The organism is Enterococcus sp. VV15 (assembly GCF_005236045.1).
In the GTDB taxonomy this organism is placed as follows: Bacteria; Bacillota; Bacilli; order Lactobacillales; family Enterococcaceae; genus Enterococcus_B; species Enterococcus_B durans.
The window spans coordinates 1-25594 of sequence record NZ_QPTY01000022.1 but is presented as its reverse complement, the minus strand read 5'-3'; the positions used below and the strand labels follow the sequence as shown (position 1 = coordinate 25594).

The following is a 25594-nucleotide window of genomic DNA, read 5'->3' as shown; positions in this document are numbered from 1 at the left end:
TTTTTCGCTCCTTTGTGATTTCTCCTATTTAATAATAGCAAAAAACGGAAAAGAAGCAATACTTATCTTCCTTTCCGTCCCACGTTATTTTGTAAGATATCCTTTGTATTCTTCGGTATGAAGCAAGCGTTTGGCATTTTCAACACGCTCTTTTGTTGGTGGTTCGATACCTTCTAAAGGATATTTCAAGCCAAGTGTTTCCCATTTATATTTTCCCATCGTGTGATAAGGAAGGATCTCTACTTTTGCTACGTTCGTCAATGTTTTGATAAATGCATCTAAGCGGATCAAATATTCATCATAGTCGCTTCGCTCTGGGACCAACACGTGTCTGATCCAGACTGATTTACCGGTTTCAGAGAGATATTGAGCCATGTCCAGAATATTTTCATTGCCCCAATGCGTTAATTTTTTGTGTTCTTCATTATCGATATGTTTGATATCAAACAGTAATAAATCAGTATATTTCATCAACTCTTGGAAACGAGAAAAGAAAGGTTCATCACGTGTAAAAGGTTTACCACATGTATCTAGCGTGGTGTGTATGCCGCGTTCTTTTGCTTTCTGAAATAGTTCGATCAAGAAATCGATCTGTAACAACGGCTCTCCTCCACTAACGGTGATACCGCCTTCTGAGCCCCAATAAGAACGATAACGTTCAGCTTGATCTAAAATCTCATCTGCCGTATATTCTTTTCCTCCACCGATATTCCACGTATCAGGATTGTGGCAAAACTCGCAACGCATGCGACAGCCTTGCATAAAAACGACAAATCTAACTCCAGGGCCATCTACTGAACCAAACGTTTCAATCGAATGGACATAGCCAATTGTTTTTTCTACCATAGGGATCACTTCTTTTCTTTGATTTCATTTTATAAAAATATTCTTCTGAGCAAAGCTAAAAGATGAGGGCAAGGACAATGAGTCGTCCTGCCCTCAAGTTGATTACATTCTATCGTGTGATGTTCTCATCAAGACGTCTAGTTGTTGTTCTCTTGTCAAATCACGGAACTTAACAGCATAGCCAGATACACGAATTGTTAAGTTAGGGTATTTCATTGGATTTTCCATCGCATCGCGCAATAGATCATTACTGAATACATTCACGTTCAAATGGTAAGCTCCTTTAGAGAAGTAACCATCTAATACATTACGTAGATTACTAATTCTTGTATCTTCATCTTTACCAAGTCCAGTTGGGTTGATCGTTTGTGTATTTGAGATACCATCACGAGCATATGCATAATTGATTTTAGCTGTTGAGTTCAAGCTTGCTAATAATCCATTTTGTTCTGCATTATAACTTGGGTTTGCTCCTGGTGCAAGAGGTTTTCCAGCTTCACGCCCATCCGGAGTATTCCCTGTATTTTTACCATACACTACATTTGAAGTAATAGTTAACAATGATGTTGTTGGTGTAGAGTTGCGGTAAGTTTTATGACGTTTGATCTGTGTCATGAAGTATTCTAAGATCCATTCTGCTAATTTATCTGCGTTATCATCGTCATTACCATATTTAGGGAAGTCACCTTCTACTTCAAAGTCTACAGCGATTCCTTTTTCATTACGGATTGGTTTTACTTTTGCATATTTGATTGCAGCCAAGCTGTCAGCAGCATGTGAGATACCAGCGATACCTGTTGCAAACGTACGTTTCAAATCTGAATCCATCAATGCAAGTTGTGCTGCTTCATAAGAATATTTATCATGCATGTAATGGATGATGTTCAATGTATTGACATATAATTCAGCCAACCAATCCATCACGTTCATGAAGTTATGTTTTACTTCTTCAAAGTCTAATGTTTCAGAAGAAATCGGACGATATTCTGGTCCAACTTGTGCGCCTGTGACTTCATCTACACCACCATTGATAGCATATAATAAAGCTTTAGCTAAGTTTGCACGGGCACCGAAGAACTGCATGTCTTTACCGACAACTGTTGCAGATACACAACATGCGATCGCACAGTCATCTGAACCCCATTGTTCACGCAATAGATTATCATTTTCAAATTGGATCGAAGAACTTTCGATAGCGATCTTGCTTGCATAAGTTCTAAACCCTTCTGGAAGATGTTCTGAATACAAAACAGTTAAGTTTGGTTCTGGAGAAGGTCCCATGTTTGTCAATGTATGCAATAGGCGGAAATCATTCTTCGTTACTAATGAACGGCCATCTAAGCCCATACCTGCAATGGAAAGTGTTGCCCAGATTGGGAAACCTGAGAATAATTGGTTATATTCTGGCGTACGAGCAAATTTTACCATACGAAGTTTCATCACTAAATGGTCGATCAATTCTTGTGCTTCTTGTTCAGTGATCACACCGTTGTCTAAGTCACGTTGGATGTAGATATCTAAGAAAGCAGAAACACGACCGATAGACATCGCAGCACCATTTTGTGATTTGATTGCAGCTAGATAACCAAAGTACAACCATTGTACAGCTTCTTTTGCATTTGCTGCTGGTTTTGAAATATCATAGCCATATTTAGCAGCCATTTCTTTCATTTGAGCTAATGCACGATATTGTTCTGTGATTTCTTCACGAAGACGGATCACGTCTTCACTCATTGTATGGTAACCAGTCATATCATGATCTTTTTTCTTTTGTTCCATCAAATAGTCGATTCCATATAAAGCGACACGACGGTAGTCACCAATGATACGTCCGCGGCCGTAAGCATCTGGTAAACCAGTGATGATCTTGTTTTTACGTGCAGCACGCATTTCAGCAGTGTATGCATCGAAAACACCTTGGTTATGTGTTTTTCTCCAATCAGTAAAGATGTGTGTCAATTCATCATTTGGTGTATAGCCATTACTTTTTAGTGCATTGTTTGCCATGTTGATTCCACCAAAAGGCATGAATGCTTGTTTTAATGGTTTGTCAGTTTGTAACCCAACAACTTTTTCTAAGTCTTTATCCAAGTAGCCAGCGTCATGTGAAGTGATCGTTGATACGATTTCTGTATCCATATCGTAAACACCATTACGTTCGAATTGGATATCATTTAATTTTTGTAGTTCTGCCCATAATTTTTCTGTTGCTTCTGTTGGTTTTTCTAAGAAGCTGTCATCCCCACGGTATTCCGTGTAGTTATTTTGAATAAAATCGCGTGTATCCACGCCTTCTTTCCATTTCGTTCCTTTAAATCCATTCCATTGCTCCATTGTATGGACCTCCTATTTTCTGTTTAATGTAACAGTTTTTACGTGATTAGTATAACACAGAAGCAGACCTTTGCAAGGGTTTTCTTGTTTTTTATTTAACAAAATAAAAGCTTTTTAGTATAGACATTTAAATAACATTGATTTACCAGCGTTTAGCCATTGTGAACACTTTCATATTTTTGAACGATATCTATTAATATTTTATTAACAAACATGAAATAAGAGGGTTACCTGTACTAGTACAGGTAACCCTCTTATCAAAAAATACCATAACAGTTTACTCGTCAATCGAAATCTCTGGTGAATCAATTACTTTGATGACTTCGCCACCGCTTTTTTCATCCATTGCAAATGAACCATTTGATGTTCTGTCGCCAATCGGATAGTCCGTTGGATCGATGACTAGCTCTTGTCCTTTTTGGTTGATCACTGTCATCTCTTTCGATTTGCCTTCCGACATGTAAATGATACGATGCGGATTTTTCTTTAATTCACGCAAGACTGTGACACCACGCTTCGCACGCGAGGTCTGACTGATTTCTTGTGCTAACATTCGTTTCACGGATCCACGCTGAGTAACGATCACGATCGGTGTATCTCCTTCAGCAATCACTAAGAGTCCATTGACCACAGTGTCTTCTTCTTTAAGATTGATTGATTTGACACCAGCTGCCTTGGTACCCACTACCGGTACTTCTTGGAGCGGGTATCGTAGTCCCATGCCCCGATTTGTGACTAAAAAGACATCTAAGGCGGTCTGACCGTCTTCAAGGTAAATGGCGACTAATTCATCGTCTTCACTCTTCAGCTTCATCCCGCTAAGCGGACGGCTCTTGTACGTACGCCATGGTTCGAATTCTGTCATTCTCGTTTGTTTGATCCATCCTTGTTTACTGATGAACACAAATGTTTTCTCCGGATCGATTTTTTTGTAAGGGAAGACTGCCAAAATCGACTCATCTACAGAAAGATTTAAAATCGTTTGCGAGATATGTTCCCCCGCATCTTTCCATTTCAAATCAGGCAACTCATGGACCGGACGATAAATGACGTTGGCTTTGTTCGTGACGAGGAGAAGATGATCCAATGTATTCAGTTCTCCGGAATATAGTAAGTAATCGCCCTCTCTCATCCCGATTTCTTCAGGTTTAGAGGCGCTATATGAACGTAGACTAGTTCGTTTCACATAACCTTCTTTGGTCACACTGACAACAACGTCTTCTTGTGCCACCAATACTTTGGTATCGATTTTGATTTCTTCGATTTCATCTTCGATCTTCGTCATACGAGCATTCGCGTACTTTTTCTTGACTTCGCGAAGTTCCTTTTTCATCACAGAGAATAATTCTTTGTCATCAGACAATATCTTATTCAATTCAGTGATTTGAGCGATCAGGCTTTCTGACTCTGCACGTAACTCCGTGATATCTGTATTCGTTAAACGATACAATTGCAGTGTTACGATTGCTTCTGCCTGTTCCTCAGTAAATTGGAAAACGTCCACTAAATTTTTCTTTGCATCTTTTTTATCTTTACTTTCACGGATCGTCGCAATCACTTCATCAAGGATCGATAAAGCTTTCATCAATCCTTCAACGATGTGCTGACGTTTTTGTGCCTTTTTCAAATCAAATTGACTACGCTTCGTGATCACCTGTTTTCGATGGTCGATATAACTACTCAAGATATCTTCCAAGCCGACTTGATGAGGTGTCATATGATCAATAGCGACCATATTGAAATTGTAGTTGATTTGCAGTTCTGTATTTTTGAATAAATAATTTAAGATTCCAGGTGCATTTGCATCTTTTTTTAGTTCCACGACGATTTGTAACCCTGTTCGGTCACTTTCATCCCGTACCTCAGCGATTCCATCGATTTTTTTATTCAAACGGATCTCATCCATTTTCTTGACAAGTGTTGCTTTATTTACTTCATATGGGATCTCAGAGATTACGATTTGTTGTTTGTTCCCTTTGATGGCCTCGATTTTTGTCTTTGAACGAAGTATGACCTTGCCCCGTCCAGTTTCGTAGGCTTTTTTGATTTCATCTTTTCCTTGTAAGATTCCGCCAGTCGGGAAATCTGGTCCTGGGATAAATTCCATCAACTTGTCTAAACTGGCTTTTGGATGGTCGATCATATAAATCGTTCCATCGATCACTTCCGCTAAATTATGCGTGGGGATCTCTGTCGCATACCCTGCTGAAATCCCTGTCGATCCATTGACCAGCAGATTAGGGTATCTGGCAGGTAAGACAGTGGGTTCTTTTTCTGTATCATCAAAATTCCAGACAAGATCCACTGTGTTTTTTTCGATGTCTGCCAACATTTCACCACTCAACTGTGATAATCGGGCTTCTGTATAACGCATGGCAGCTGGTGGATCACCGTCCATACTCCCATTGTTTCCATGTATCTCGATCAAGACTTCTCTTAGTTTCCAGTCTTGACTCATACGAACCATTGCTTCATAGATACTGCTATCTCCATGAGGGTGATAGTTTCCCATGATGTTCCCAACAGATTTAGCAGATTTTCTAAAGCCTTTATCAAAAGTATTCCCATCTTTATTCATGGCAAATAAAATCCGTCTTTGAACGGGTTTCAAGCCATCGCGAATATCAGGCAATGCTCTTTCTTGGATAATATATTTTGAGTAACGTCCAAAGCGGTCACCCATAACTTCTTCTAGCGTTAGCTCTTGTACTTCTTGACGATTTTCCATCAGGTGACCTCCTATTCTACAACAATTTGATCTGTTTGTTTCTCTTCATCCAGTAATTCGTTTGAAACAGATGGTGTGATCTCGACTTCTTCTTTTTTATCAAGGATGCTTCCATCTTCTTCCAAAGTAAACTGGACATGGGTTTCGATCCATTTACGACGTGGCTCGACTTTATCTCCCATCAATGTGGTAACACGACGCTCTGCTTGGGCTGCATCATCGATCCGAACGCGGATCAACGTACGTGATGTTGGGTCCATCGTTGTTTCCCATAATTGTTCCGCATTCATTTCTCCAAGCCCTTTGTAACGTTGAAGCATATAGCCTTTACCGATCTTCTTGATCGTTGCTGCAAGCTCATCGTCCGTCCAAGCATATTCGATTACTTGTTTTTTCCCTTGTCCTTTAGATACTTTGTATAATGGCGGTAAAGCAATGTAGACTTTCCCGGCTTCGATCAAAGGTTTCATGTAGCGATAGAAGAAAGTTAACAACAATACTTGGATATGTGCACCATCCGTATCTGCATCGGTCATGATGATGATCTTGTCATAATTGCAATCTTCAATCGAAAATTCTGGACCGACACCCGCACCGATCGTATAGATCATGGTATTGATTTCTTCATTTTTTAAAATATCTTGCATCTTCGCTTTTTCGGTATTGATAACTTTTCCTCGAAGCGGCAAAATAGCTTGGAACTTGCGATCTCGTCCTTGTTTCGCTGAACCACCGGCTGAATCCCCTTCGACTAAATACAATTCATTCTTTTTAGGATTACGTGATTGTGCAGGCGTCAATTTCCCTGATAAGAGAGATTCTCCTTTTTTACGCTTCTTGCCATTGCGGCTTTCTTCTCGTGCTTTTCGTGCTGCTTCTCGCGCTTCTCTGGCTTTTACGGCCTTTCGAACAAGCATTTGACTCATTTCACTATTTTCTTGTAAATAAAAGCCCATTTGTTCGCCAATGACGTTATCTACGACGGTCCGTGCTACTGGTGTCCCTAGTTTTTCTTTTGTTTGTCCTTCAAATTGAAGCAGATTTTCTGGCACGCGAATTGAAAGGACAGCGGCGAGACCTTCTCTAAAATCACTACCTTCAAGGTTCTTGTCTCTCTCCTTCAGCAAGCCCACTTTTCTAGCATATTCATTGTATGCTTTTGTCATAGCAGTTTTCATTCCTGCTTCGTGGGTACCACCATCTTTTGTTCGAACATTGTTAACAAAAGACAAGACATTTTCAGAATAGCCATCATTATATTGATAAGCTACTTCCACTTCGATTCCGTCTTTTTCACCAGAGAAATAAACAACTGGTGTCAATGTATCTTTTTCTTCATTCAAATAATCGACAAATTCTTTGATTCCTTCTTCATAATGAAAGACTTCATTAACTGGCTCTTCTCCACGTAGATCAGAGAGAGTGATCCGTACGCCGCGTAATAGGAAAGCTGATTCTCTCAAACGTTCTGATAATATTTCATAAGAAAATTTTGTGGTAGAAAAAATCGAATCATCTGGCAAGAAATGGACGGTCGTGCCATTTGCTTTTTTAGTTTTGCCGATTTTTTTCAGTGTGCCGTTTGGTTTTCCGCCATTACTGAATTTTTGTTGATATTCAATGCCATCACGTACGATCGTGACAACTAGCCATTTTGACAATGCGTTTACAACGCTGGCACCTACACCATGGAGTCCTCCAGAGGTTTTATATCCTCCTTGGCCGAACTTCCCGCCGGCATGCAATACCGTAAAAATCACTTCGACTGTTGGGATACCTGACGCATGCATTCCTACTGGCATTCCACGTCCGCTATCTACGACGGTGATACTATTGTCTTCATGTATCGTTACGTCAATTTCATTTCCATATCCTGATAACGCTTCATCTACAGCATTATCGACAATTTCATAGACTAAATGATGTAAGCCTCGGCTGTCAGTCGATCCAATATACATCCCTGGTCTTTTTCTGACTGCCTCTAATCCTTCAAGAACCTGGATTGACGCATCATTATATTCGTTCTTTACTTTTTTTGCCAAGGCAAACGCTCCTTCAATAATACTTTGCGGTAAAACCGCACCACGATAATCATACTAGAAAAGCTCCTGAAAAAAAAGAGGGTAGAAGCGAATTAAAAACTATTTAATAGCTCGTTCCCTATCAGCGGATACTTTTTTTGAGCCATTTCTCTTTTGGCATTTCTCTGTCTTTGAGTTTTTCTAACGATTGTTCTGTTCTTGCATTTTGCTCCACTCGATCTTGATACAACGGTCCATCACGACATCTTCATGATTTGCTTTTTGGAGTATGTTCGCTGCTTCGTCATTTTGGATCCCTAACTGCGCCCAAAAAACTTTTGCATTCGTCTGTAAAAACTCTTCGGCGATTTCTGGTAAAAATTCACTGCGACGAAAAATATCGACAATATCAATAGGTTCATCTATATCTGAAAGACGCGCAAATACTTTTTCTCCTAAGACTTCCTGTCCTGCTAAAATAGGATTGACTGGTAAAATTCGATATCCCTTGTCTTGGAGCAACTGAGCAATTTTGTAGCTCGTACGCTCTTCTTTATTACTTAATCCTATGACCGCGATCGTTTTCGCTTCTTTTAAATAATCAAAAATTCTTTCTTGCGTTGGATTTTCAAATGCCATCTCTTTTATGCTTCCTTTCGTCTGATCTTTCAAGTTTTTCCGATTGTTCCTGCTTACTATTCATGCTAAAATAAACCTTAGTTTTCAACTTGAAAGAGGGTTAAAAATGAAATTGATCTTATTATTTATTGTAGCATACCTTTTAGGTTCGATTCCTTCGGGCGTTTGGGTAGGCAAATTGTTTTTTAAAAAAGATATTCGCCAACACGGCAGCGGTAATACTGGCACGACGAATACATTCAGAGTACTAGGTAAAACCGCAGGAACCATTGTTTTGTTCATGGATATCCTGAAAGGAACATTGGCAACTTGTCTGCCGTTTATTTTCCACGTTACGAGCATTAATCCGCTTTGGTTTGGTGTTTGTGCGATTTTAGGGCACACATTCCCGATATTTGCAGGATTCAAGGGTGGAAAAGCTGTAGCTACAAGTGCCGGCATGCTTTTGGGATTCAATCCACTCTTTTTCGTTTATTCGTGTATTATTTTCATCGTTAGTCTTTTTTGTACAAGCATGGTTAGTTTGAGCAGTATGATCAGTGCAGTGTTGATCACATTATCTACGATCTTCTTGCCTTATATTGTCCCTAGCATTTTACCTGAGCCTAACTGGTTGCTTACGATCATTGCCTTCTTAGTATCAGCTTTTATCTTTTATCGTCACAAAGACAATATCAAACGTATCAAAGATAAAACTGAAAGTAGAGTTCCTTTTGGCTTGAATAGCAGCAAAAAAAATAATTGAAAAGCAGAGAGCAAATGAGACAAAAAGAGGCTGGGACAAATCTAAAAATCAGGTTTGCTACAGACTCTCGAATAAACGAACGTCCAAAAATCAGGTTTTTTCGGAAATTTCAAAAAAACGAGCAATACAAAAAACGTATTGTTCGTTTTTTTCTCCAATTTCTCAAACCTAAACGACTTTTGTCTCGACTTCTTTTTTCATTGTTTTTTAAAATATTTATTGAAATTCTGTTCTATTTTACTGTAATCGAATATTTTGTTTTAAAGATTTCATGGGCCCCTAATTGATTGATTCCGGCTTTTTCCATCAGCTTCCCTGTGCTGTCCACTGTATCCGCGATCCCACACCAAGGTTCGATACATACAAACGGTGCTTCTTTGGGATAAGGAGACCAAATACCAACGTAAGGTATATCTTTATAGCTCAAAGTCACACTATGACTCGATTTTTCGCTTCTGATAGCATAAGCATTCAACCCTTTTGTCTCAAAGACCAACGCATCCTGATCGAATAATTCACGCATCAATGCAAGATTCGTATTTGTCTGGCCCAATGTTTTTTGATCCATATCGATATACGGACCATTCAGAGGTAAACGCAATCTAGATTTTCTTGGTGAGAATGCAAGATAAAAATCTTCAAAAGTCAATCCTTCTTCAAGTGGAACGTTAAAGGCAGGGTGCCCGCCAATCGAAAAGAACATTTCTTCTTCTCCAACATTCGCTACTTGGTAATGAACAGTGATCCCATCCCCACCTAGTTCATAAGAAATGACGAGTTCAAAATCAAATGGATAATTTTTCTTTGTTTCAGGAGTACTTTTTAGCATAAAACTAGCTAATTCCTCGCCTTGCTCAATGACCTCAAAGTCCATATCCCTAGCAAAGCCATGTTGCCCCATCGAATAAGTTTTCCCTTGATAAGTATATTGGTCATCTTTAAGGCGACCGACAAATGGAAATAATACTGGCGCATGGCGTCCCCAGTATTCAGGATCACCTTGCCAAATGTATTCCAAATATGATTCTTTTGATTTTAAACTAATCAATTCTGCGCCATGTTCAGCGATTTCAGCAATCAATTGATCATTTTGAATGATAACAGTCATAGTAATTCCTCCATCATTAAATCCTAAAACCTGAGACGATAGCTGTGTCTCAGGTCTATAGGTTTTTCCTCTATTTGAATAAATGTTGAACTGCTTTTTTAGATTGAATCAGTTAATAGCTGTGCTTAGTCAATTCTTCTTTAAAGCGAGAATTCAAAACTTTTAGATACGTGCCCTTCATCCCCAGAGAACGAGATTCAATGATACCGGCTGACTCTAATTTGCGTAATGCATTTACGATCACTGAACGAGTGATGCCGATCTTGTCAGCAATATTTGAAGCCGTCAAACGGCCTTCATCTCCCTCTAATGCATCAAAAATCGCCTGAACCGCTTTTAACTCACTGTATGATAACGTATTGATCGCCATCTGGACCGCAGTCGCACTGCGAACGTCGGCTTCGATACTTCGAGATTTTTGATACAAGATCTGCATCCCAACTACTGTTGCGCCGTATTCAGCCAATACTAGATCATCATCATTGAAAGCTTGTTCCATTTTTGCAAGAATGATCGTTCCTAAACGTTCCCCTGCACCAAAGATCGGTACAACAGTAGTTAAACCAAAGGGATATTTTTCTCTGGTTTCAAAAGGAAAAGCAGTGATTTCACTGGTGATAGGAATATTCGCTTCTGTTTTATTTAGTTGACCAACAGTGTCTGTATAAGAATCGGGAAATTGTTTTTCAACAAACATGCTTTTTACACGATCGTTGTTTACATCGTGACGTTCATTATAACCTAAAAGTACACCATCACTACCGATGATATATACATTACTATCTAAAATAGCACCTAGAGTAACAGCCATCTTATCGTAAGGTAAATCTGCTTGCATATCAAAAGTATTTTTTTGTTGCAAGAGTTTATTTATCTTGCGGGTCTTTGTCAATAAATCCGTCATTTTCTTCCTCCGATTTTATAAAATATAGCGGCTTAAGTCTTCGTTTGCCACGATTGAACCCAACTTTTCATCCACATATGCTTCTGTGATGGTTATTTCCCCCATCTGCATATCAGGTGCCTCAAATAGTAGATCTTCCAATAGTTTTTCAAGAATCGTGTGCAAGCGACGAGCACCGATGTTATCTGTGTCGCGGTTCACGTCATAAGCGATTTGTGCAATTTTCTCAATTGCTTCTTTTGTAAACGTTACCGAGACATTTTCTGTACCGATCAAAGCCACATATTGCTTGATCAACGCATTGTTTGGTTCAGTCAGAATCTTGATGAAGTCTTCTGCCGTCAGATCATCCAATTCAACGCGGATTGGGAAACGTCCTTGTAGTTCAGGGATCAAATCGCTAGGTTTTGATAGATGAAACGCTCCTGAAGCAATGAACAAAACATGATCAGTCTGGATCGTACCATATTTCGTATTTACTTGTGAGCCTTCAACAATTGGTAAAATGTCACGTTGGACCCCTTCCCTTGATACTTCACCGGATTGCTGTGATTTTGACGTGATCTTATCGATTTCATCAATAAAAATGATCCCACTTGATTCTGCTAATTTGATTGCTTCACTATGGATATCCGCATCTTTGACAAGTTTAGCAGATTCTTCTTTTGTCAATAATTCTAAGGCTTCTTTGACTGTCACTGTGCGTTCGACCTTTTTCTTGGGTGTCAAAGCTCCTAGTGTTTCGTTCAAGTCGATACCCATTTGCTCTAATCCGTTGTTCATCATTGGTGCTGGTTTCTTTTGATCTTCCACTTCAATCGTTACTTCGCGGTTATCCAAAAGACCTTTTTGTAGCTGTTCCAATACCGTTTTGCGATTCACTCGGATGTCTTCAGTGACATCTTCTTGAGGTTCTGCATTATTTTGCTGTGCCATATTGAACATATTCATCATCTGTTCAAATTGATTGCCAGATTGTTTTTGTTCTTTTTTGATACCAGGGACCAACACTTTTACTAAGCGTTTTTCAGCATTCTTTTTCGCATCCATATATACACGGCTATATTGTTCTTTTTCTACGATTTGGATCGCATTTTCAACTAGGTCACGCACCATCGATTCGACATCGCGTCCCACATAACCCACTTCAGTAAATTTAGTTGCTTCGACTTTGACAAAAGGTGCATTGACGATTTTCGCTAAACGGCGGGCAATTTCTGTTTTACCTACCCCAGTCGGTCCGATCATCAACATGTTTTTAGGTGTGATATCTTGTTGCATTTTTTCATCCAGTTGTAGACGGCGGTAGCGGTTACGTAATGCTACAGCAACTGATTTTTTAGCATCATGTTGACCAACGATGTATTGGTCCAATTCGCTGACGATTTGTCTTGGTGTTTGTTTTAATTCATTCATAGTTTGTTCACCTCTATATTTCTTCCACGATGATATTATGATTTGTAAAAATACAAATATCTGCTGCAATATTCAATGCATTTTCTGCGATTTCTTTTGCACTCATATCATTTTGAGCATAGTTTTTCATTGCACGAGCGGCAGCTAATGCGAAGTTGCCTCCTGAACCGATGGCCAAAATACCATCATCAGGCGTAATCACTTCACCAGTCCCTGATACTAGAAGCATCTCTTTATCATTCATAACGATCAGCATTGCTTCTAATTTTTGCATCGATTGTTGTGTGCGCCATTCTTGCGCCAATTCTACTGCTGCTCTTTGCAAGTTGCCGTTATATTCATTTAGCTTTCCTTCAAACTTTTCTTCTAAAGTAAAAGCATCTGCCACGCTTCCAGCAAAACCGACAACCACTTCATCATTGTAGATGCGGCGTACTTTTCTGGCAGTGCCTTTCATAACAACAGATTCTCCCATCGTTACTTGACCATCGCCCGCCATTGCGAACTTGCCGTTTTTTTCAACAGCACAGATTGTCGTTGAATGGAATTGTGATTCTACCATAGTTATTTCCTCCTAAATAGTTAACTTTCTCTTTTATCTCACGCTCTTGGGTGAAAAGAACGGTAATTTTTTTGTAAGCTTTCTTTGGTTACATGCGCATAGATTTGGGTCGTTGAGAGGTTCGTGTGACCAAGCAATTCTTGCACCGTACGCAGATCTGCACCATTATTCAATAGATGGGTTGCAAATGTATGTCTAAGCATATGGGGATGAATCGAACTATCTAAGCTGCTTTTTTTTATTATTTGGTTTAGAACATATTCAATGCCTGTTGGTGTGATTGGTTCTCCATGATGATTGACAAAAACGATATCATGCTCTTTCTGATACTTCGTCATCAAGACATGACGGCCATTTTCAATATATTCCATTAAAGCATCATGTGCAAATGATCCAATAGGCGCATATCGTTCTTTGTTTCCTTTCCCATGGACCAGCATGACTTCCGAATCAAGATCGATATCCGACATTTTCAGATTGCTGCATTCACTTAAACGGATACCCGAACCATAGAGAATCTCTAATAATGCTCGATTTCTCAGTTCCAACGGTTTTTCTCCCGTTACACTATCGAATAGTGCCTGCATTTCATCTTCATAAAAAAAGCGGGGCAATTTTAAATTTTTCTTTTTGAGGTGCACATAGGAAAAAGGGTTCTCAATGATCAGCTCTTCTTTTAAAAGGTATTGATAAAATGAACGTAGACTGGCGATTTTTCGACTAATCGAATTTCTGCTGTACATCTCATCAGTCAAGTAGCTCAAATACACGCGTACATCCATATGTTTTACTTTTAACAAATCGTCATCACCAGAGTCAGCCAAAAATTGATGGAAGTTGTTGATATCTTCTTCATACGCTTCCCTTGTTTTTTCGGAATACCCTCGTTCAACGATTAAATAACGTAAAAATTTTTCTTTCCATGGTTGTTCTGTCATTTCATCACCTTCCTTTTGATCCCAGAGATAAATTTAGCATAGCCAAAATAAAAAGACAAATAAATTGTCAGAATTTAACCAATATTTCTAAGTTCATTCACAATTAAAACAATTATCTTGACAAAAAGGAGGCGTCTTCTTTTATTTAACGACCATTGAAAAGAAAAAGTTCCCCACCAAAAGAAGAGCGTGAACAAAAGTAAGGAACACTTTTGTCTCACACTCTCAACACGAGTAGAGGGTAGAAAAAGAAGAAGCTCTCTCGAAAATGAATCAAAATCCACAAAAATTTGAAAAGAAATCCCCATGAAATTTTTCTTATTTCTCGTAGTTAAACGCTTCTACTCTCTTTTGTTTAATTGGCGGGAACTTCTTCAAATAATTCACGTTTGAATTGTTCGCCCACTTCCAATGCTCTTTGAGCAATTGTTTCATAACGTGTTTTTTTATCACGAATACGTTTCGGTAACTCAGGGAACAATCCATAGTTTGCATTCATCGGTTGGAAATGTTTGCCTTCTGCGTGTGTGATATAGTATGCCATGCTGCCGATAGCAGTTTCCCGTGGAAATTCAATTGGCTCCTCAGATTTTGCCAAACGAGCGGCATTGATACCTGCAAGTAGACCACTGGCGGCACTTTCAACATACCCTTCGACACCCGTCATTTGTCCGGCAAAAAATAAATCTTCGCGTTTTGTTGATTGATACGTAGGCTTCAATAATTCTGGTGAATTCATGAAACTGTTACGGTGCATCACACCATAACGCACGAACTCAGCATTTTCTAATCCAGGGATCATCCGGAAAACACGTTTTTGTTCGCCCCACTTCAAATGCGTTTGAAAACCGACGATATTATACAAAGATGCTGCCGCATTATCCTGGCGTAGCTGAATGACTGCATACGGTCTTTTGCCCGTTTTTGGATCTTCTAATCCAACTGGCTTCATTGGACCAAACAGCATTGTTTTGAAGCCTCTTTGTGCCATCACTTCGATCGGCATACAGCCGTCAAAATATTTTTCTTTTTCAAAAGATTTCAACTCGGCAACTTCTGCTGTCGTTAATGCTTCATGAAAAGCCTTGAACTCTTCTTCTGTCATTGGACAGTTTAAATAAGCTGCTTCCCCTTTATTGTAGCGAGATTTCAAGTAGACTTTGTCCATGTCGATCGTTGCTTTATCGACGATTGGTGCAGCCGCATCATAAAAGTAAAATCCTTCTGATCCATTGAATTCTTTAATACTTTCCGCTAAAGGATGAGAAGTCAACGGACCTGTTGCAATGATCGTGATGCCCTCTGGTATGGCAGTTATTTCTTCGTTGACGACTGTTACCAAAGGATGTTCTTTGACTTTTCGCGTAATGGTTTCAGAAAAGGAATCACGGTCAACAGCTAAAGCTCCTCCAGCAGGAACAGCTGTTTCATCAGCTGAAATAATAACTACGGAATTCAAGCGACGCATTTCTTCTTTCAACAAACCGACCGCATTCGCTAGACTATTGCCTCTTAGGGAGTTGGAACAGACTAGTTCAGCAAAATTACTTGTGTGATGTGCCTCAGTTGATTTTAATGGACGCATTTCATATAAACGAACAGGAACTCCTGCTTGCGCAATCTGCCACGCAGCTTCACTTCCAGCAAGACCTGCTCCTACAACATTAACAGTTTTCAATGATTGACCTCTTTTCATTTCTTATTTTTGGATATCTTCTTCGTAATCGCCATTCACACAAACGACTTGTTTGCCGCCTTTAACCTTTTTCTCTACAAGATATTGGTCACATTTTGGACAATTTCTGCCGACAGGTTTATCCCATGAAGTAAACTCACATTCCGGAAAACGAGAACAGCCATAAAAAATACGATTTTTCTTAGATTTACGTTCGATGACCTGTCCTTCATGACAAACTGGGCAAGTTACACCGATTTCTTTGACGATTGGTTTGGTATTTCTACATTCTGGAAAATTACTGCATGCATAGAATTTACCATACTTACCTAATTTTATGACCATCGGATGTCCACAAATATCACAATCAAACCCAGCAGGTTCATCCTTGATCTGGATCTTCTCGATTTTTTCTTCTGCATTTGTAAGTTCTTTTTCGAAAGGTTTATAGAAACGATCAACTACTTTGACCCAAGCTTCTTTTCCTTCTTCCACTTTATCTAAATCGTCTTCCATTTCAGCAGTGAAGTGGATATCGACAATTTGCGGGAAGAACTCGCAAATCAATGAATTGACGATTTCACCAAGTTCTGTTGGTTCAAAACGTTTTTGCGTCAATTTGACATAATAACGACGTTGGATCGTATCTAAAGTGGGTGCATACGTAGAAGGACGTCCTACTCCATTTTCTTCCAATGCACGAATCAACGTTGCTTCACTAAAACGTGCTGGTGGTTGAGTAAAATGTTGTTTTGGTTCAATATCAGTAGATTGGACAACGTCTCCTTCGGCAAGATCTGGCAAAATATTTTCTTTATCTTCTTTGCCGTCATCACGTCCTTCGACATACACTTGCATGAACCCTTTAAATTTAACCTTTGAGCCATTCGCAATAAAAATCACACCATTTTGTTCAATGGTTACCTTCATTGTATCTAAGATCGCTGGTGTCATCTGGCTTGCTACAAACCGTGACCAAATCAATGTATAAAGTTTCAATTGATCTTTATCTAGATACTGCTTGATTTCATCTGGTGTACGCAATACACTCGTTGGTCGTACTGCCTCATGGGCATCTTGTGCCCCTTGAGCGTTTTTGATTTTACGATTGGCATGACTAGAAAATTCTTTTCCGTATGTTTCTTCGATAAAATCAGCTGCTTCCGCTTTCGCTGTTTCAGCAATACGTGTCGAGTCAGTACGCATATAAGTGATCAAACCAACTGTTCCTTGTTTTCCTAAAGAAATTCCTTCGTATAGTTGTTGAGCGACCATCATCGTTTTACGTGTTCTAAAGTTGAGTTTTCTGGCAGCTTCTTGTTGAAGACTACTGGTCGTAAACGGATTGGCTGGATTTCTCTTCCGTTCTCTTTTCTCAACTTTTTGAACAGTGAAATCTTGTCCAGCGATTCGCTCAGTGACTTCTTTCACAGATTGTGCATCTGGTAATTTTTTCTTTTTCCCGTCGATTCCCCAAAAATTCGCTTTGAATTTTTTACGCGCTTTTTTGAAATTTCCATCAATACTCCAATATTCTTCTGGAATAAATTCACGGATTTCCTGTTCGCGATCAATGATGATCTTCAGAGCTATGGATTGAACTCGGCCAGCACTTAGCCCTTTTTTCACTTTGCGCCAAAGAATCGGACTGATCGAGTAACCTACTAGACGATCCAATGCTCTTCGTGCTTGTTGGGCATCGACTAGATCAACATCGATCGTTCGTGGCTCTTTGAAGGCTGCTTTAACCGCATCCTTTGTGATTTCGTTAAAAACCACCCGATTCTTGTCATTTAAGTCTAATCCTAATAAATAAGCAAGGTGCCATGCAATTGCTTCCCCTTCTCTATCCGGGTCACTTGCGAGATAAACTTTTTGTGCTTTTTTGGCAGCAGACTTCAAACTTTTGATGACATCGCCTTTACCGCGAATTGAAATATAATGAGGCTCATAGTTGTTCTCAACATCTATCCCCATTTTGCTTTTAGGTAGATCACGTATATGGCCAACACTAGCCATTACTTTATAATTACGACCAAGATATTTTTCTATCGTTTTGGCCTTTGCAGGTGATTCAACGATCACTAAATATTTATATGCCATTACTGAATGGACTCCTTTCCATTGTCGTGTTCCTACTATATATATATAGGATTCATACAAATCGTAGCTTATCATATCCATTCAGAAAACGTTTGTCAAGAAAAGCCAATGATAAATCCGTTGTTATTCTTTTAATTCAGCCAATATATCTTGACCAGAAACCGCGCAAACTGCGCCATCTTGTATCAATTGATGGGAACCTTTCGAATGTTCTGTCAAAATATTTCCTGGAACAGAAAAAATGGGTTTTCCCAACTCCAAAGCGTGCTGGGCAGTGATCAGAGAGCCACTCTTTTCTCTTGCCTCAATCACACAGGTTCCTTCTGATAAAGCTGCAATGAGTCGGTTTCTCATCGGAAAATGATATTTCTTCGGACCTGTATCAGGAGGGAATTCACTGAGTAGCAAATGATTTTTTCCTATCTCTGCTTGTAATGCACGATTTTCTTCAGGATAGACTTTATTCATCCCTGTGCCAATGACTGCAATTGTTTTGCCAGAGTAATTGATTGCCGCTTGATGTGCATAGGTATCGATACCTTTTGCACAGCCACTCACGATCACTACTCCTGCTTCAACGACTGGAGCCAGCAGATGGTGCACTACTTTTTTTGCTAAAACAGACGTTTTCCTTCCACCAACAACACTGATCATCTTTCTCTCCAACAACGAAAGATCACCTTGGTAAAAAAGTGCAATAGGGGGCGCTGCAAGATGCAGTAGTTGCGAGGGATACCTTTTATCTAGGCATGTCACGGCTGATTGTTTTGACAAGCTATCCACCTGTTTTGCACAAATCTCTGCCCAGCTCTCTTCAAATAGGTAACGGAAGTCGCCGATTTTTGCAATAGCAATGATTTCTGTTAGGGATAATTCTTTTTTCTCAGATTTCAGCAGCTCTTGAATCACTTGCCATTTTCTTTGGATGCTCAACCCTTTTACGCACGCTAATTTTTCCAAAAATAAATCTATTTTATACATAACAAAGATCGCCTCTCTTTCTCATAAGTAACATGCGCAAGAGGCGATCAATTATTTTAAAGCAAATAGTTTTTTACAGGCGCAAATGTTTTGCGATGGATCGGTGTCACGCCTTTTTCTGCTAAACCAAGTAAATGCTCTTTCGTGCCGTAGCCTGCATTGTGATCAAAACCATAGCCAGGATACAACTTGTCATACTGTTTCATCAGATCATCTCGATAAACTTTGGCAATAATACTTGCCGCAGCAATCGATACAGAACGTGCATCCCCTTTGATAAGCTTTTCTTGTTGGATCGGTAAATCAAGCGTCATCGCATCAATCAATAAATACGTAGGCTTTACAGCTAGTTTTTCAACTGCTTGGATCATCGCAAGTTTACTTGCTTCGTAAATATTGACCTCGTCAATCGTCTTTTCATCAATTACCCCGATCCCGATAGTAATCGCTTTTTCTTGGATTTGCGCATAAAGCAATTCTCGTTTTTTCTCTGACAATTGTTTGGAGTCATTTAAACCAAGGATTTCTTCATTTTTAGGTAAAACGACTGATGCAGCCACAACTGGTCCAGCTAATGGCCCACGACCTACTTCATCGATCCCTGCGATCCATTCATGACCACTTTCATACCCCTTTTTTTCAAAAATCGACATTTCTTGATATTTTTCTTTGATCAATGCTTCTTTTTTTAAGCGATTCTCAAAAGCAACCAATGCTTGCTTTACGCCTTTACGTGAATCCTGCCGAAATTCTTCAATAGTTGGATCTGTTAGCGAATGAATGGCTTTTAAGCGCTCTTTGATACTTTGAATCGACTCACTCATGCTCTTCTTGACCCACTTCTTCGTAACGGTCTAATGTGTAGCGTCCTAATTTTCCTTGACGGATATCGAATACGACGACTTCACTCCCACGTTCATAGTCATCCTTATAGCCCCGTTTAGCGGTAATATCCATCAGGAGTTCAGAACCTAATTTCTGTTCTTGATCTTCCGATATGTTATAGCGTTCTGCTATTCTTCCTGGATAATAGCGCGCAAAAAAATCTAGGCCATAGATCGCTAAATCATCTAAATGCACAAGTTGATCTTTGATTGCACCAGTCAATGCCAATTTTTTGCCGATTTCTTCATCTTCAAATTTAGGCCATAGTATCCCTGGGGTGTCTAATAATTCTAGTTCGCTACCTAAACGCAGCCATTGCTGACCTTTTGTTACGCCGGGTTTATTCCCTGTCTGTGCAATTTTTTTCCCAACTAGTCGATTCATCAATGTTGACTTCCCCACATTGGGGATTCCTAAGACCATTGCCCGTATCGCACGAGGCTTGATCCCTCTAGCTGCATCACGTTCCCGTTTTTCTTTTAAGGCTTCTTTTGCCGCCGGAATCAATGCTTTGATTCCTTTACTTTCCTGTGCCGTGATTGCAAGTGCTGAATGACCTTGTTTTTTAAAATAGTCTTGCCACAATCTAGTCTGCTGTGGATCTGCCAAGTCTGCCTTATTCAGTAATACTAATCGTGGTTTTTGTTGGATAATCTGGTCGAGCATCGGGTTTCTTGAAGATAAAGGTAACCGCGCATCCACCAATTCAAAAACGATATCTACATATTTCATTTTCTCAGATACTTCACGGCGTGCTTTCGCCATGTGACCTGGGAACCATTGTATCGTCATATTATTAAGTCCACTCCTTTCATATCAAGGTTTTAACGGCCTTGATTCATAGAAATTTAGGTAAAATACTACGCATGGGACAAACATAGGACAATTAAAGATTACTCTTCAAAACCAGATTCTCTCCATACATTATCTTGTAACCTAGTATCTTTTGCATTTTACCATAAAACGTTTCAATATCAAGCGACGTCTATCCTTCACTTTAGCCACTAATAACCAATAACCTTCGATACTGTTATTGATACCTAAACCATAATAGTAGTTTCTCTACGAGCATTATTTTATCATACTAGCTTTTTAACAGCGACTTAATGATAATTATTTATTTAAAAAAAATCAATTGAGTTTTTCAACATATAGTATCCAAACAATCTATTCATTTCAAAGACTTCGACAATCCAGAATGTTAAAAGGATCAAAATTTGTCTAACTTTAAACTTCAGTTTGTTGGTAACCCCCATTTACTCGTCAACTCTTGTAACAACTTGTTGGTTTCGTTGTAAACTTTCTGAATACGAAGAATATTAATAATAACATTAGCAGCTATAATGTAAAGAGGCTGTGATGGAAGCTTCTTTACTTTTGCCACACCTCCTTCTTAATTATAGTACAGACCATTGAAGATTTATATACATTGATAATTATCATACAAAAATAATCCTATTTAAGAATTAATATACATTTTCCAAATACATACAAAAGTAGAAAAGCAAGAAATTTTCGAGGAAATTCGTATATATTTCTTAAACAAATAGTTGAATTTTTTTGACAACGTTTACAAAAAAGTGGATGATGAGTAAAAGAAAGGAGCTGTTGAAAATGAATAGTATGGTTTTTGTTAATTTTCCAGTGGAGAATGTTGATGCTTCTGTCGCTTTCTATGAAAAATTAGGTTTTACAAAAAACGAGGAATTTTCAAATGAACAAGCGAGTTCGATGGTTTGGGATGATACCTTTTGGATTATGCTACTTTCTCACGATTTTTATAAAAAGTTCTTGAAAGATAAAGAAATTGCAGACAATCACAAATTTATCGGGGCCTTGATTTCGTTTAGTGTAGAAAATGCAGATGCTGTCAAAAAATTTGCAGAAATTGCAAAAGCAAACGGCGGTAACTATCATGCAGTCGATATGGGGATACCAGAGGAAGAAATGTTCTCGCTGGAAGTCCAAGACTTAGATGGAAACACTTTAGAACCAGTTTGGATGAAGATGCCTTAACAAAACAGCTCTCATAGCAATCTACACAAGCAAAAGAGCGTGGGAGCAGAAGCAACTCCTTCGGAAATAAGCCGAAATTCTCGGAGTTAAACACTTCTGTCCTAGCCTTCTTTTAACGTGTTTATTTGCATATTGAGAGTTTTTTTATTTTTATTCAATATAATACATATTTACTTTTTTGATTTTTGTCAGTCAAGGGATAATGCAACTATTCCTAAACAACTTCTCCGAAGAGTAAATCAAGCAACCCCTCCGTACTAAAATGAGTGATATACTCCGAAACATTTACCTCATTCAGCTTAGTTTTAAGCGATTCATATAGAAATGGCTGACCTTCAAGAGATTCTTCAAGCTCTCTGATATTCTTTTGTCCAAAAAAATCGCCGAAAAAGCGGATATCTGTGATTTTCCCTTTTTTTGTTGCTAAACGGATGTCGATGATCCCTATTGTTGGAATGCGTGTACGACGAGTTAAAGTGAACACTGGTGTCTCACCGTAGATCCACTCATCATTGTCGTAGCGGTCATTCACTAATTCGCTGATTTTTTGCTTATCTGCAGAAGTCAGTACTAATTTTTTATCTTCAATTTCAGCTAAATCAGTGATATGATAAAGTTCTTTTAAAAGCGCATCACGGAAATCTTCAATATGCACATATTGGAATTCAGGACTTAAGTATGGCTTGATGTTTGTGACGCTTTTTCGTACTGATTTCGTTGCTTTAGAATCTATCTTTTCTTTTGAGACTGTCAATATCTTATCTAGTACAGATAAATCCACATCATACATCAATGTTCCATGGGAATATAACCGATTCTTTTTCGTATACATTGCATTTCCTGAAAATTTCATACCATCAACATACAGGTCATTGCGTCCACTAGCTTCGACAGTTGTGGCACCCATGTTTTTTAACGCTTGTACAATAGGTGCGGTAACAGTTTTATATTCACCAAATACTGTCTGATCTTTCTTTGTGACAAAGCTGAAACTAAGATTCCCAAGATCATCATACACTGCTCCGCCGCCAGAAGTTCGCCGTGTGATCGTGATTTTTTTCTGTTGTACGTAAGTTTGATTGATTTCCTCGTAAACATTTTGATTTCTGCCGATGATCACACATGGTTCCTGAATGTATAACAGCAATAATGGTTCGTTGCCAGCATAATGATTCATTAAGTATTCTTCAGTGGCTAAATTTTTACGGATATCTCGACTTTCCATGATATGGTACCGCATGAACAACCCCTCTTATCTGATGTAATTGTTGGTTCTATCTTCTCCTTTCTCCTTCAAAATGGCAACTATTTTGACTAATTACTGTATTATTTACCTCAAATATCTGTACTAAAATTTTAGTTTACGTAAAGATTAGGGCATTTTCACCCGCTTGCTATATACACTATGCAGAACAACAGCCTTGAAAGAAAGAGCGTAAAATAACTATTGGAAACAAAAATAACTCCTTCATAAATAAGTCAAAAGTCACAAAAATCAAAAAAGTGATTTTCGTTATTTTCTTCTTATTTATTGGAGTTATACACTTCTGCCCATTCGTTTTTCTCATCATATAATATAGCCAGATTCAGCCAATCCATTTTATCTCGTGTAATGGATAATAAACGAACCGAGCTTTCCCTAAAATATCTTCTTGCGAAATCGTACCAAATGATCGACTATCTTTTGAGACCCGCCGATTATCTCCTAAAACAAAATAGCTATTCTCTGGCAATTTTTTTTGATTGATCAATTCGTCTAAATTAAAATCTGTCGTATAAGGCAAACTTTCATGGTCTGTTTTGATATTTTTTGTCAAAAAAGGTTCTTTGACTATTTTTCCATTTACTCGTAACTGATCATTTTCGTAGCTGATTGTTTCACCAGGTAAGCCAATCACTCGTTTGATGTAAATCGTTCCATCTGCCAATTGAAAAACAACAACGTCGAACCGTTTAATTGTTGAAAATTTTTCCATTACTACCATATCGCCTTGCTTCAGTATGTTCTCCATTGAATTTCCTTCAACTGGAACTGGAATCAGAACAAATCCTCTGATGATGAATACAATAAAAATGGAGCAGAGGACATATTTAAATACAAGCCAAAAACGGTCTATATATTGTTGTTTTTTTGTCAATATCCATCAATCCATCCTTTAATTTTTTCCTTCTTTCTCCATTATAGAAAATCTAACCAAAAAATGCGACTAGCTGAGTAGCTTTTTTAAATTTTTAACAAATTTTGATCAGTCGCAATTTTTTTCTTTCATGCGTTCTCTTTTGAAAAAACTATCTTTACAAAAAAAGAGTGCTAGGCAAAAGTAAGGAATGCTTTTGCCTCACACTCAAAACACGCTTAAACGACAGAAAAAGAGGCATCTCTTGCTAGAAAGTTGCACACCTTTTTATTCCAGTCTCTTTTTACAAATGATTCAAAAACATTCGCAAGATGTCCAGTTACAATAAACGATGCGATGTTCATGTGACCCAAAGAGCTCATCCAATTATCTACGCAGACAACCTGCTCAATGACTATTTTCTAAATATTTTTCCCATACTTCATCAAAAATATCCATTGAAGGTAGATAATCAACATTCAATTCTAAGTAATCTGAAATTTCTTCGTAGCTTGTACTGTGTTTTGGGAATTGAATATCCTTCCCAGCATCGGTTGCAAAAGAGGAGATCATATCCGTATGTTTTCCTCCACGTAGTGTCATCAAATAATGGTAAAAGCTTCGGTTCACTCTTTTTCCTCCCAGTTATCTTTTATGAATGCTGCTCTTCTTGCATGGTTTCGTTCATAATTTTCAGGATTTCTTTTATAGTAATCTTGGTGTTCATCCTCTGCTAAATAAAAAGGCTTCGCAGATTCGATCATGGTAACGATCGGTTCATCAAATCGTCCACTTTCAGCTAATTTTTGCTTACTTTTTTCAGCAATCACACGCTGCTCCTCTGTAGTATAGAAAATAACAGGTCGATAATTTTCTCCTCGGTCTTCAAATTGTCCGAAAGCGTCTGAATTTAGAACGGAAGTGAATGTATATAAATGGAAAAATCCTTTAAAATCAACCATTTAATAGTATGACTTTAGAAGTAACTGCCATTGAATATACCATAAAAGGTAGTCAAAGGGTAGTCATTTGACACAATTCATCTATCATGTATAATAATAGATGAAAACGAAATGCATTTTTCTGTCCTGACCTAACAAGTTGCTGATTGTTAGGTCTTTTTTATGTAAAAAACACTTAGTAGTTGCTGCTACTAAGTGCCATGTCGACTCTTATTTCTTATCTAGCCAAACGGTAGATGGCATCTCATATAAATATTGATACAGCAACGTTTATCATACTTAACAATATAATATCACACCAAAATCACACTAAAATTTCTCGGACAAAAAGCTTGATAAAAATTTATTTTTACATCTATCAAAATAAAATTAAACATGATTATGTACTGCTCCTCTAATGAGGAGCTTAGACTGTAGACAAAGATAAACATCTTTTTCTGTTCAAATAATTCTTTTTACTAATTATTATCTTTTAAATAGTTATAAATATCTATCCTTATTTTTATTATTTAATTTTTCTTTAGCTTCATTATTTTTAGTCAAGTCCATAATCCTGTGTAAAATACTATACAATGTTTTACCGGTCTCTCATTGATCAAACTTAATATATTTTC

Annotated in this window: 20 protein-coding genes and 1 pseudogene; 2 read left to right on the top strand and 19 right to left on the bottom strand. The window is 38.3% G+C overall.

The genetic code is table 11. The features are described 5' to 3' along the window. Nucleotides 1–84: 84 nt before the first annotated feature. From pflA to DVW83_RS09030, 5 genes are all read right to left on the bottom strand, one after another. Nucleotides 85–846, bottom strand: coding sequence for a pyruvate formate-lyase-activating protein (gene pflA / locus DVW83_RS09050; RefSeq protein WP_104661965.1), 762 nt, complete (start codon nucleotides 844–846; stop codon nucleotides 85–87). Nucleotides 847–948: 102 nt separating this feature from the next. Continuing rightward, nucleotides 949–3180 (bottom strand): formate C-acetyltransferase, encoded by a 2232-nt coding sequence (gene pflB, locus DVW83_RS09045; protein WP_104661966.1) that lies wholly within the window; start codon nucleotides 3178–3180, stop codon nucleotides 949–951. 277 nt (nucleotides 3181–3457) lie between these two features. After that, nucleotides 3458–5908 (bottom strand): DNA topoisomerase IV subunit A, encoded by a 2451-nt coding sequence (gene parC, locus DVW83_RS09040; protein ID WP_137239310.1) that lies wholly within the window; start codon nucleotides 5906–5908, stop codon nucleotides 3458–3460. Between the two features lie 11 nt (nucleotides 5909–5919). Further along, complete coding sequence (gene parE / locus DVW83_RS09035) at nucleotides 5920–7950, bottom strand: DNA topoisomerase IV subunit B (RefSeq protein WP_104661968.1); 2031 nt, start codon at nucleotides 7948–7950, stop codon at nucleotides 5920–5922. A gap of 180 nt (nucleotides 7951–8130) precedes the next feature. After that, nucleotides 8131–8568 carry a CoA-binding protein gene (locus DVW83_RS09030; RefSeq protein WP_104661969.1) on the bottom strand — a complete coding sequence of 146 codons (438 nt, stop codon included), beginning with the start codon at nucleotides 8566–8568 and terminating at the stop codon, nucleotides 8131–8133. 106 nt (nucleotides 8569–8674) lie between these two features. Here DVW83_RS09030 and plsY point away from each other — a divergent pair, with 106 nt between their 5' ends. Next, nucleotides 8675–9313: a glycerol-3-phosphate 1-O-acyltransferase PlsY gene (plsY, locus tag DVW83_RS09025; RefSeq protein ID WP_104661970.1), complete on the top strand. Its 639-nt coding sequence runs from the start codon at nucleotides 8675–8677 to the stop codon at nucleotides 9311–9313. A gap of 232 nt (nucleotides 9314–9545) precedes the next feature. Here plsY and DVW83_RS09020 read toward each other — a convergent pair whose 3' ends face one another. The 10 genes from DVW83_RS09020 to ylqF form a co-directional block, all read right to left on the bottom strand. Continuing rightward, on the bottom strand, nucleotides 9546–10421 hold the full coding sequence (locus tag DVW83_RS09020) for an aldose 1-epimerase family protein (RefSeq protein WP_104661911.1): 876 nt from the start codon (nucleotides 10419–10421) through the stop codon (nucleotides 9546–9548). 112 nt (nucleotides 10422–10533) lie between these two features. Continuing rightward, a complete protein-coding gene (codY, locus tag DVW83_RS09015; RefSeq protein ID WP_005878161.1) occupies nucleotides 10534–11325 on the bottom strand; it encodes a GTP-sensing pleiotropic transcriptional regulator CodY in 792 nt (263 codons plus the stop codon). Nucleotides 11326–11340: 15 nt separating this feature from the next. After that, a complete protein-coding gene (hslU, locus tag DVW83_RS09010; RefSeq protein ID WP_104661910.1) occupies nucleotides 11341–12741 on the bottom strand; it encodes an ATP-dependent protease ATPase subunit HslU in 1401 nt (466 codons plus the stop codon). Nucleotides 12742–12754: 13 nt separating this feature from the next. Then, nucleotides 12755–13303, bottom strand: coding sequence for an HslVU peptidase proteolytic subunit (gene hslV, locus DVW83_RS09005; RefSeq protein ID WP_005878157.1), 549 nt, complete (start codon nucleotides 13301–13303; stop codon nucleotides 12755–12757). Nucleotides 13304–13341: 38 nt separating this feature from the next. Further along, nucleotides 13342–14241: a tyrosine recombinase XerC gene (xerC, locus tag DVW83_RS09000; RefSeq protein WP_104661909.1), complete on the bottom strand. Its 900-nt coding sequence runs from the start codon at nucleotides 14239–14241 to the stop codon at nucleotides 13342–13344. Nucleotides 14242–14596: 355 nt separating this feature from the next. After that, nucleotides 14597–15919 (bottom strand): FADH(2)-oxidizing methylenetetrahydrofolate--tRNA-(uracil(54)-C(5))-methyltransferase TrmFO, encoded by a 1323-nt coding sequence (gene trmFO, locus DVW83_RS08995; RefSeq protein WP_104661907.1) that lies wholly within the window; start codon nucleotides 15917–15919, stop codon nucleotides 14597–14599. A gap of 21 nt (nucleotides 15920–15940) precedes the next feature. Further along, nucleotides 15941–18019 carry a type I DNA topoisomerase gene (gene topA, locus DVW83_RS08990; RefSeq protein WP_104661906.1) on the bottom strand — a complete coding sequence of 693 codons (2079 nt, stop codon included), beginning with the start codon at nucleotides 18017–18019 and terminating at the stop codon, nucleotides 15941–15943. A 123-nt stretch (nucleotides 18020–18142) separates the two neighbouring features. Then, nucleotides 18143–19000 carry a DNA-processing protein DprA gene (gene dprA / locus DVW83_RS08985; RefSeq protein ID WP_137239308.1) on the bottom strand — a complete coding sequence of 286 codons (858 nt, stop codon included), beginning with the start codon at nucleotides 18998–19000 and terminating at the stop codon, nucleotides 18143–18145. Nucleotides 19001–19056: 56 nt separating this feature from the next. Next, the gene (locus DVW83_RS08980; RefSeq protein WP_104661904.1) at nucleotides 19057–19824 is read right to left on the bottom strand and encodes a ribonuclease HII; all 768 of its coding nucleotides are present in this window, start codon (nucleotides 19822–19824) and stop codon (nucleotides 19057–19059) included. Further along, the gene (gene ylqF / locus DVW83_RS08975) at nucleotides 19817–20677 is read right to left on the bottom strand and encodes a ribosome biogenesis GTPase YlqF (RefSeq protein ID WP_104661903.1); all 861 of its coding nucleotides are present in this window, start codon (nucleotides 20675–20677) and stop codon (nucleotides 19817–19819) included. Before ylqF ends, DVW83_RS08980 begins: the two co-directional genes overlap by 8 nt. A gap of 822 nt (nucleotides 20678–21499) precedes the next feature. On the opposite strand from ylqF, the gene DVW83_RS08970 reads away from it, so the two are divergent. Then, nucleotides 21500–21901: a VOC family protein gene (locus DVW83_RS08970; RefSeq protein ID WP_137239306.1), complete on the top strand. Its 402-nt coding sequence runs from the start codon at nucleotides 21500–21502 to the stop codon at nucleotides 21899–21901. A 214-nt stretch (nucleotides 21902–22115) separates the two neighbouring features. Here the strand turns inward: DVW83_RS08970 and DVW83_RS08960 are convergent, their stop codons facing one another. From DVW83_RS08960 to DVW83_RS08945, 4 genes and pseudogenes are all read right to left on the bottom strand, one after another. Beyond that, on the bottom strand, nucleotides 22116–23141 hold the full coding sequence (locus DVW83_RS08960) for a lipoate--protein ligase (RefSeq protein ID WP_104661901.1): 1026 nt from the start codon (nucleotides 23139–23141) through the stop codon (nucleotides 22116–22118). 346 nt (nucleotides 23142–23487) lie between these two features. After that, nucleotides 23488–24039 carry a signal peptidase I gene (lepB, locus tag DVW83_RS08955; protein ID WP_104661900.1) on the bottom strand — a complete coding sequence of 184 codons (552 nt, stop codon included), beginning with the start codon at nucleotides 24037–24039 and terminating at the stop codon, nucleotides 23488–23490. Nucleotides 24040–24426: 387 nt separating this feature from the next. Next, the gene (locus DVW83_RS08950) at nucleotides 24427–24648 is read right to left on the bottom strand and encodes a YozE family protein (protein WP_005878529.1); all 222 of its coding nucleotides are present in this window, start codon (nucleotides 24646–24648) and stop codon (nucleotides 24427–24429) included. Further along, a pseudogene (locus DVW83_RS08945) lies at nucleotides 24645–24926 on the bottom strand (peptide-methionine (S)-S-oxide reductase); the annotation flags it as partial. The gene DVW83_RS08950 and the pseudogene DVW83_RS08945, both read right to left, overlap by 4 nt. Nucleotides 24927–25594 lie beyond the last annotated feature (668 nt).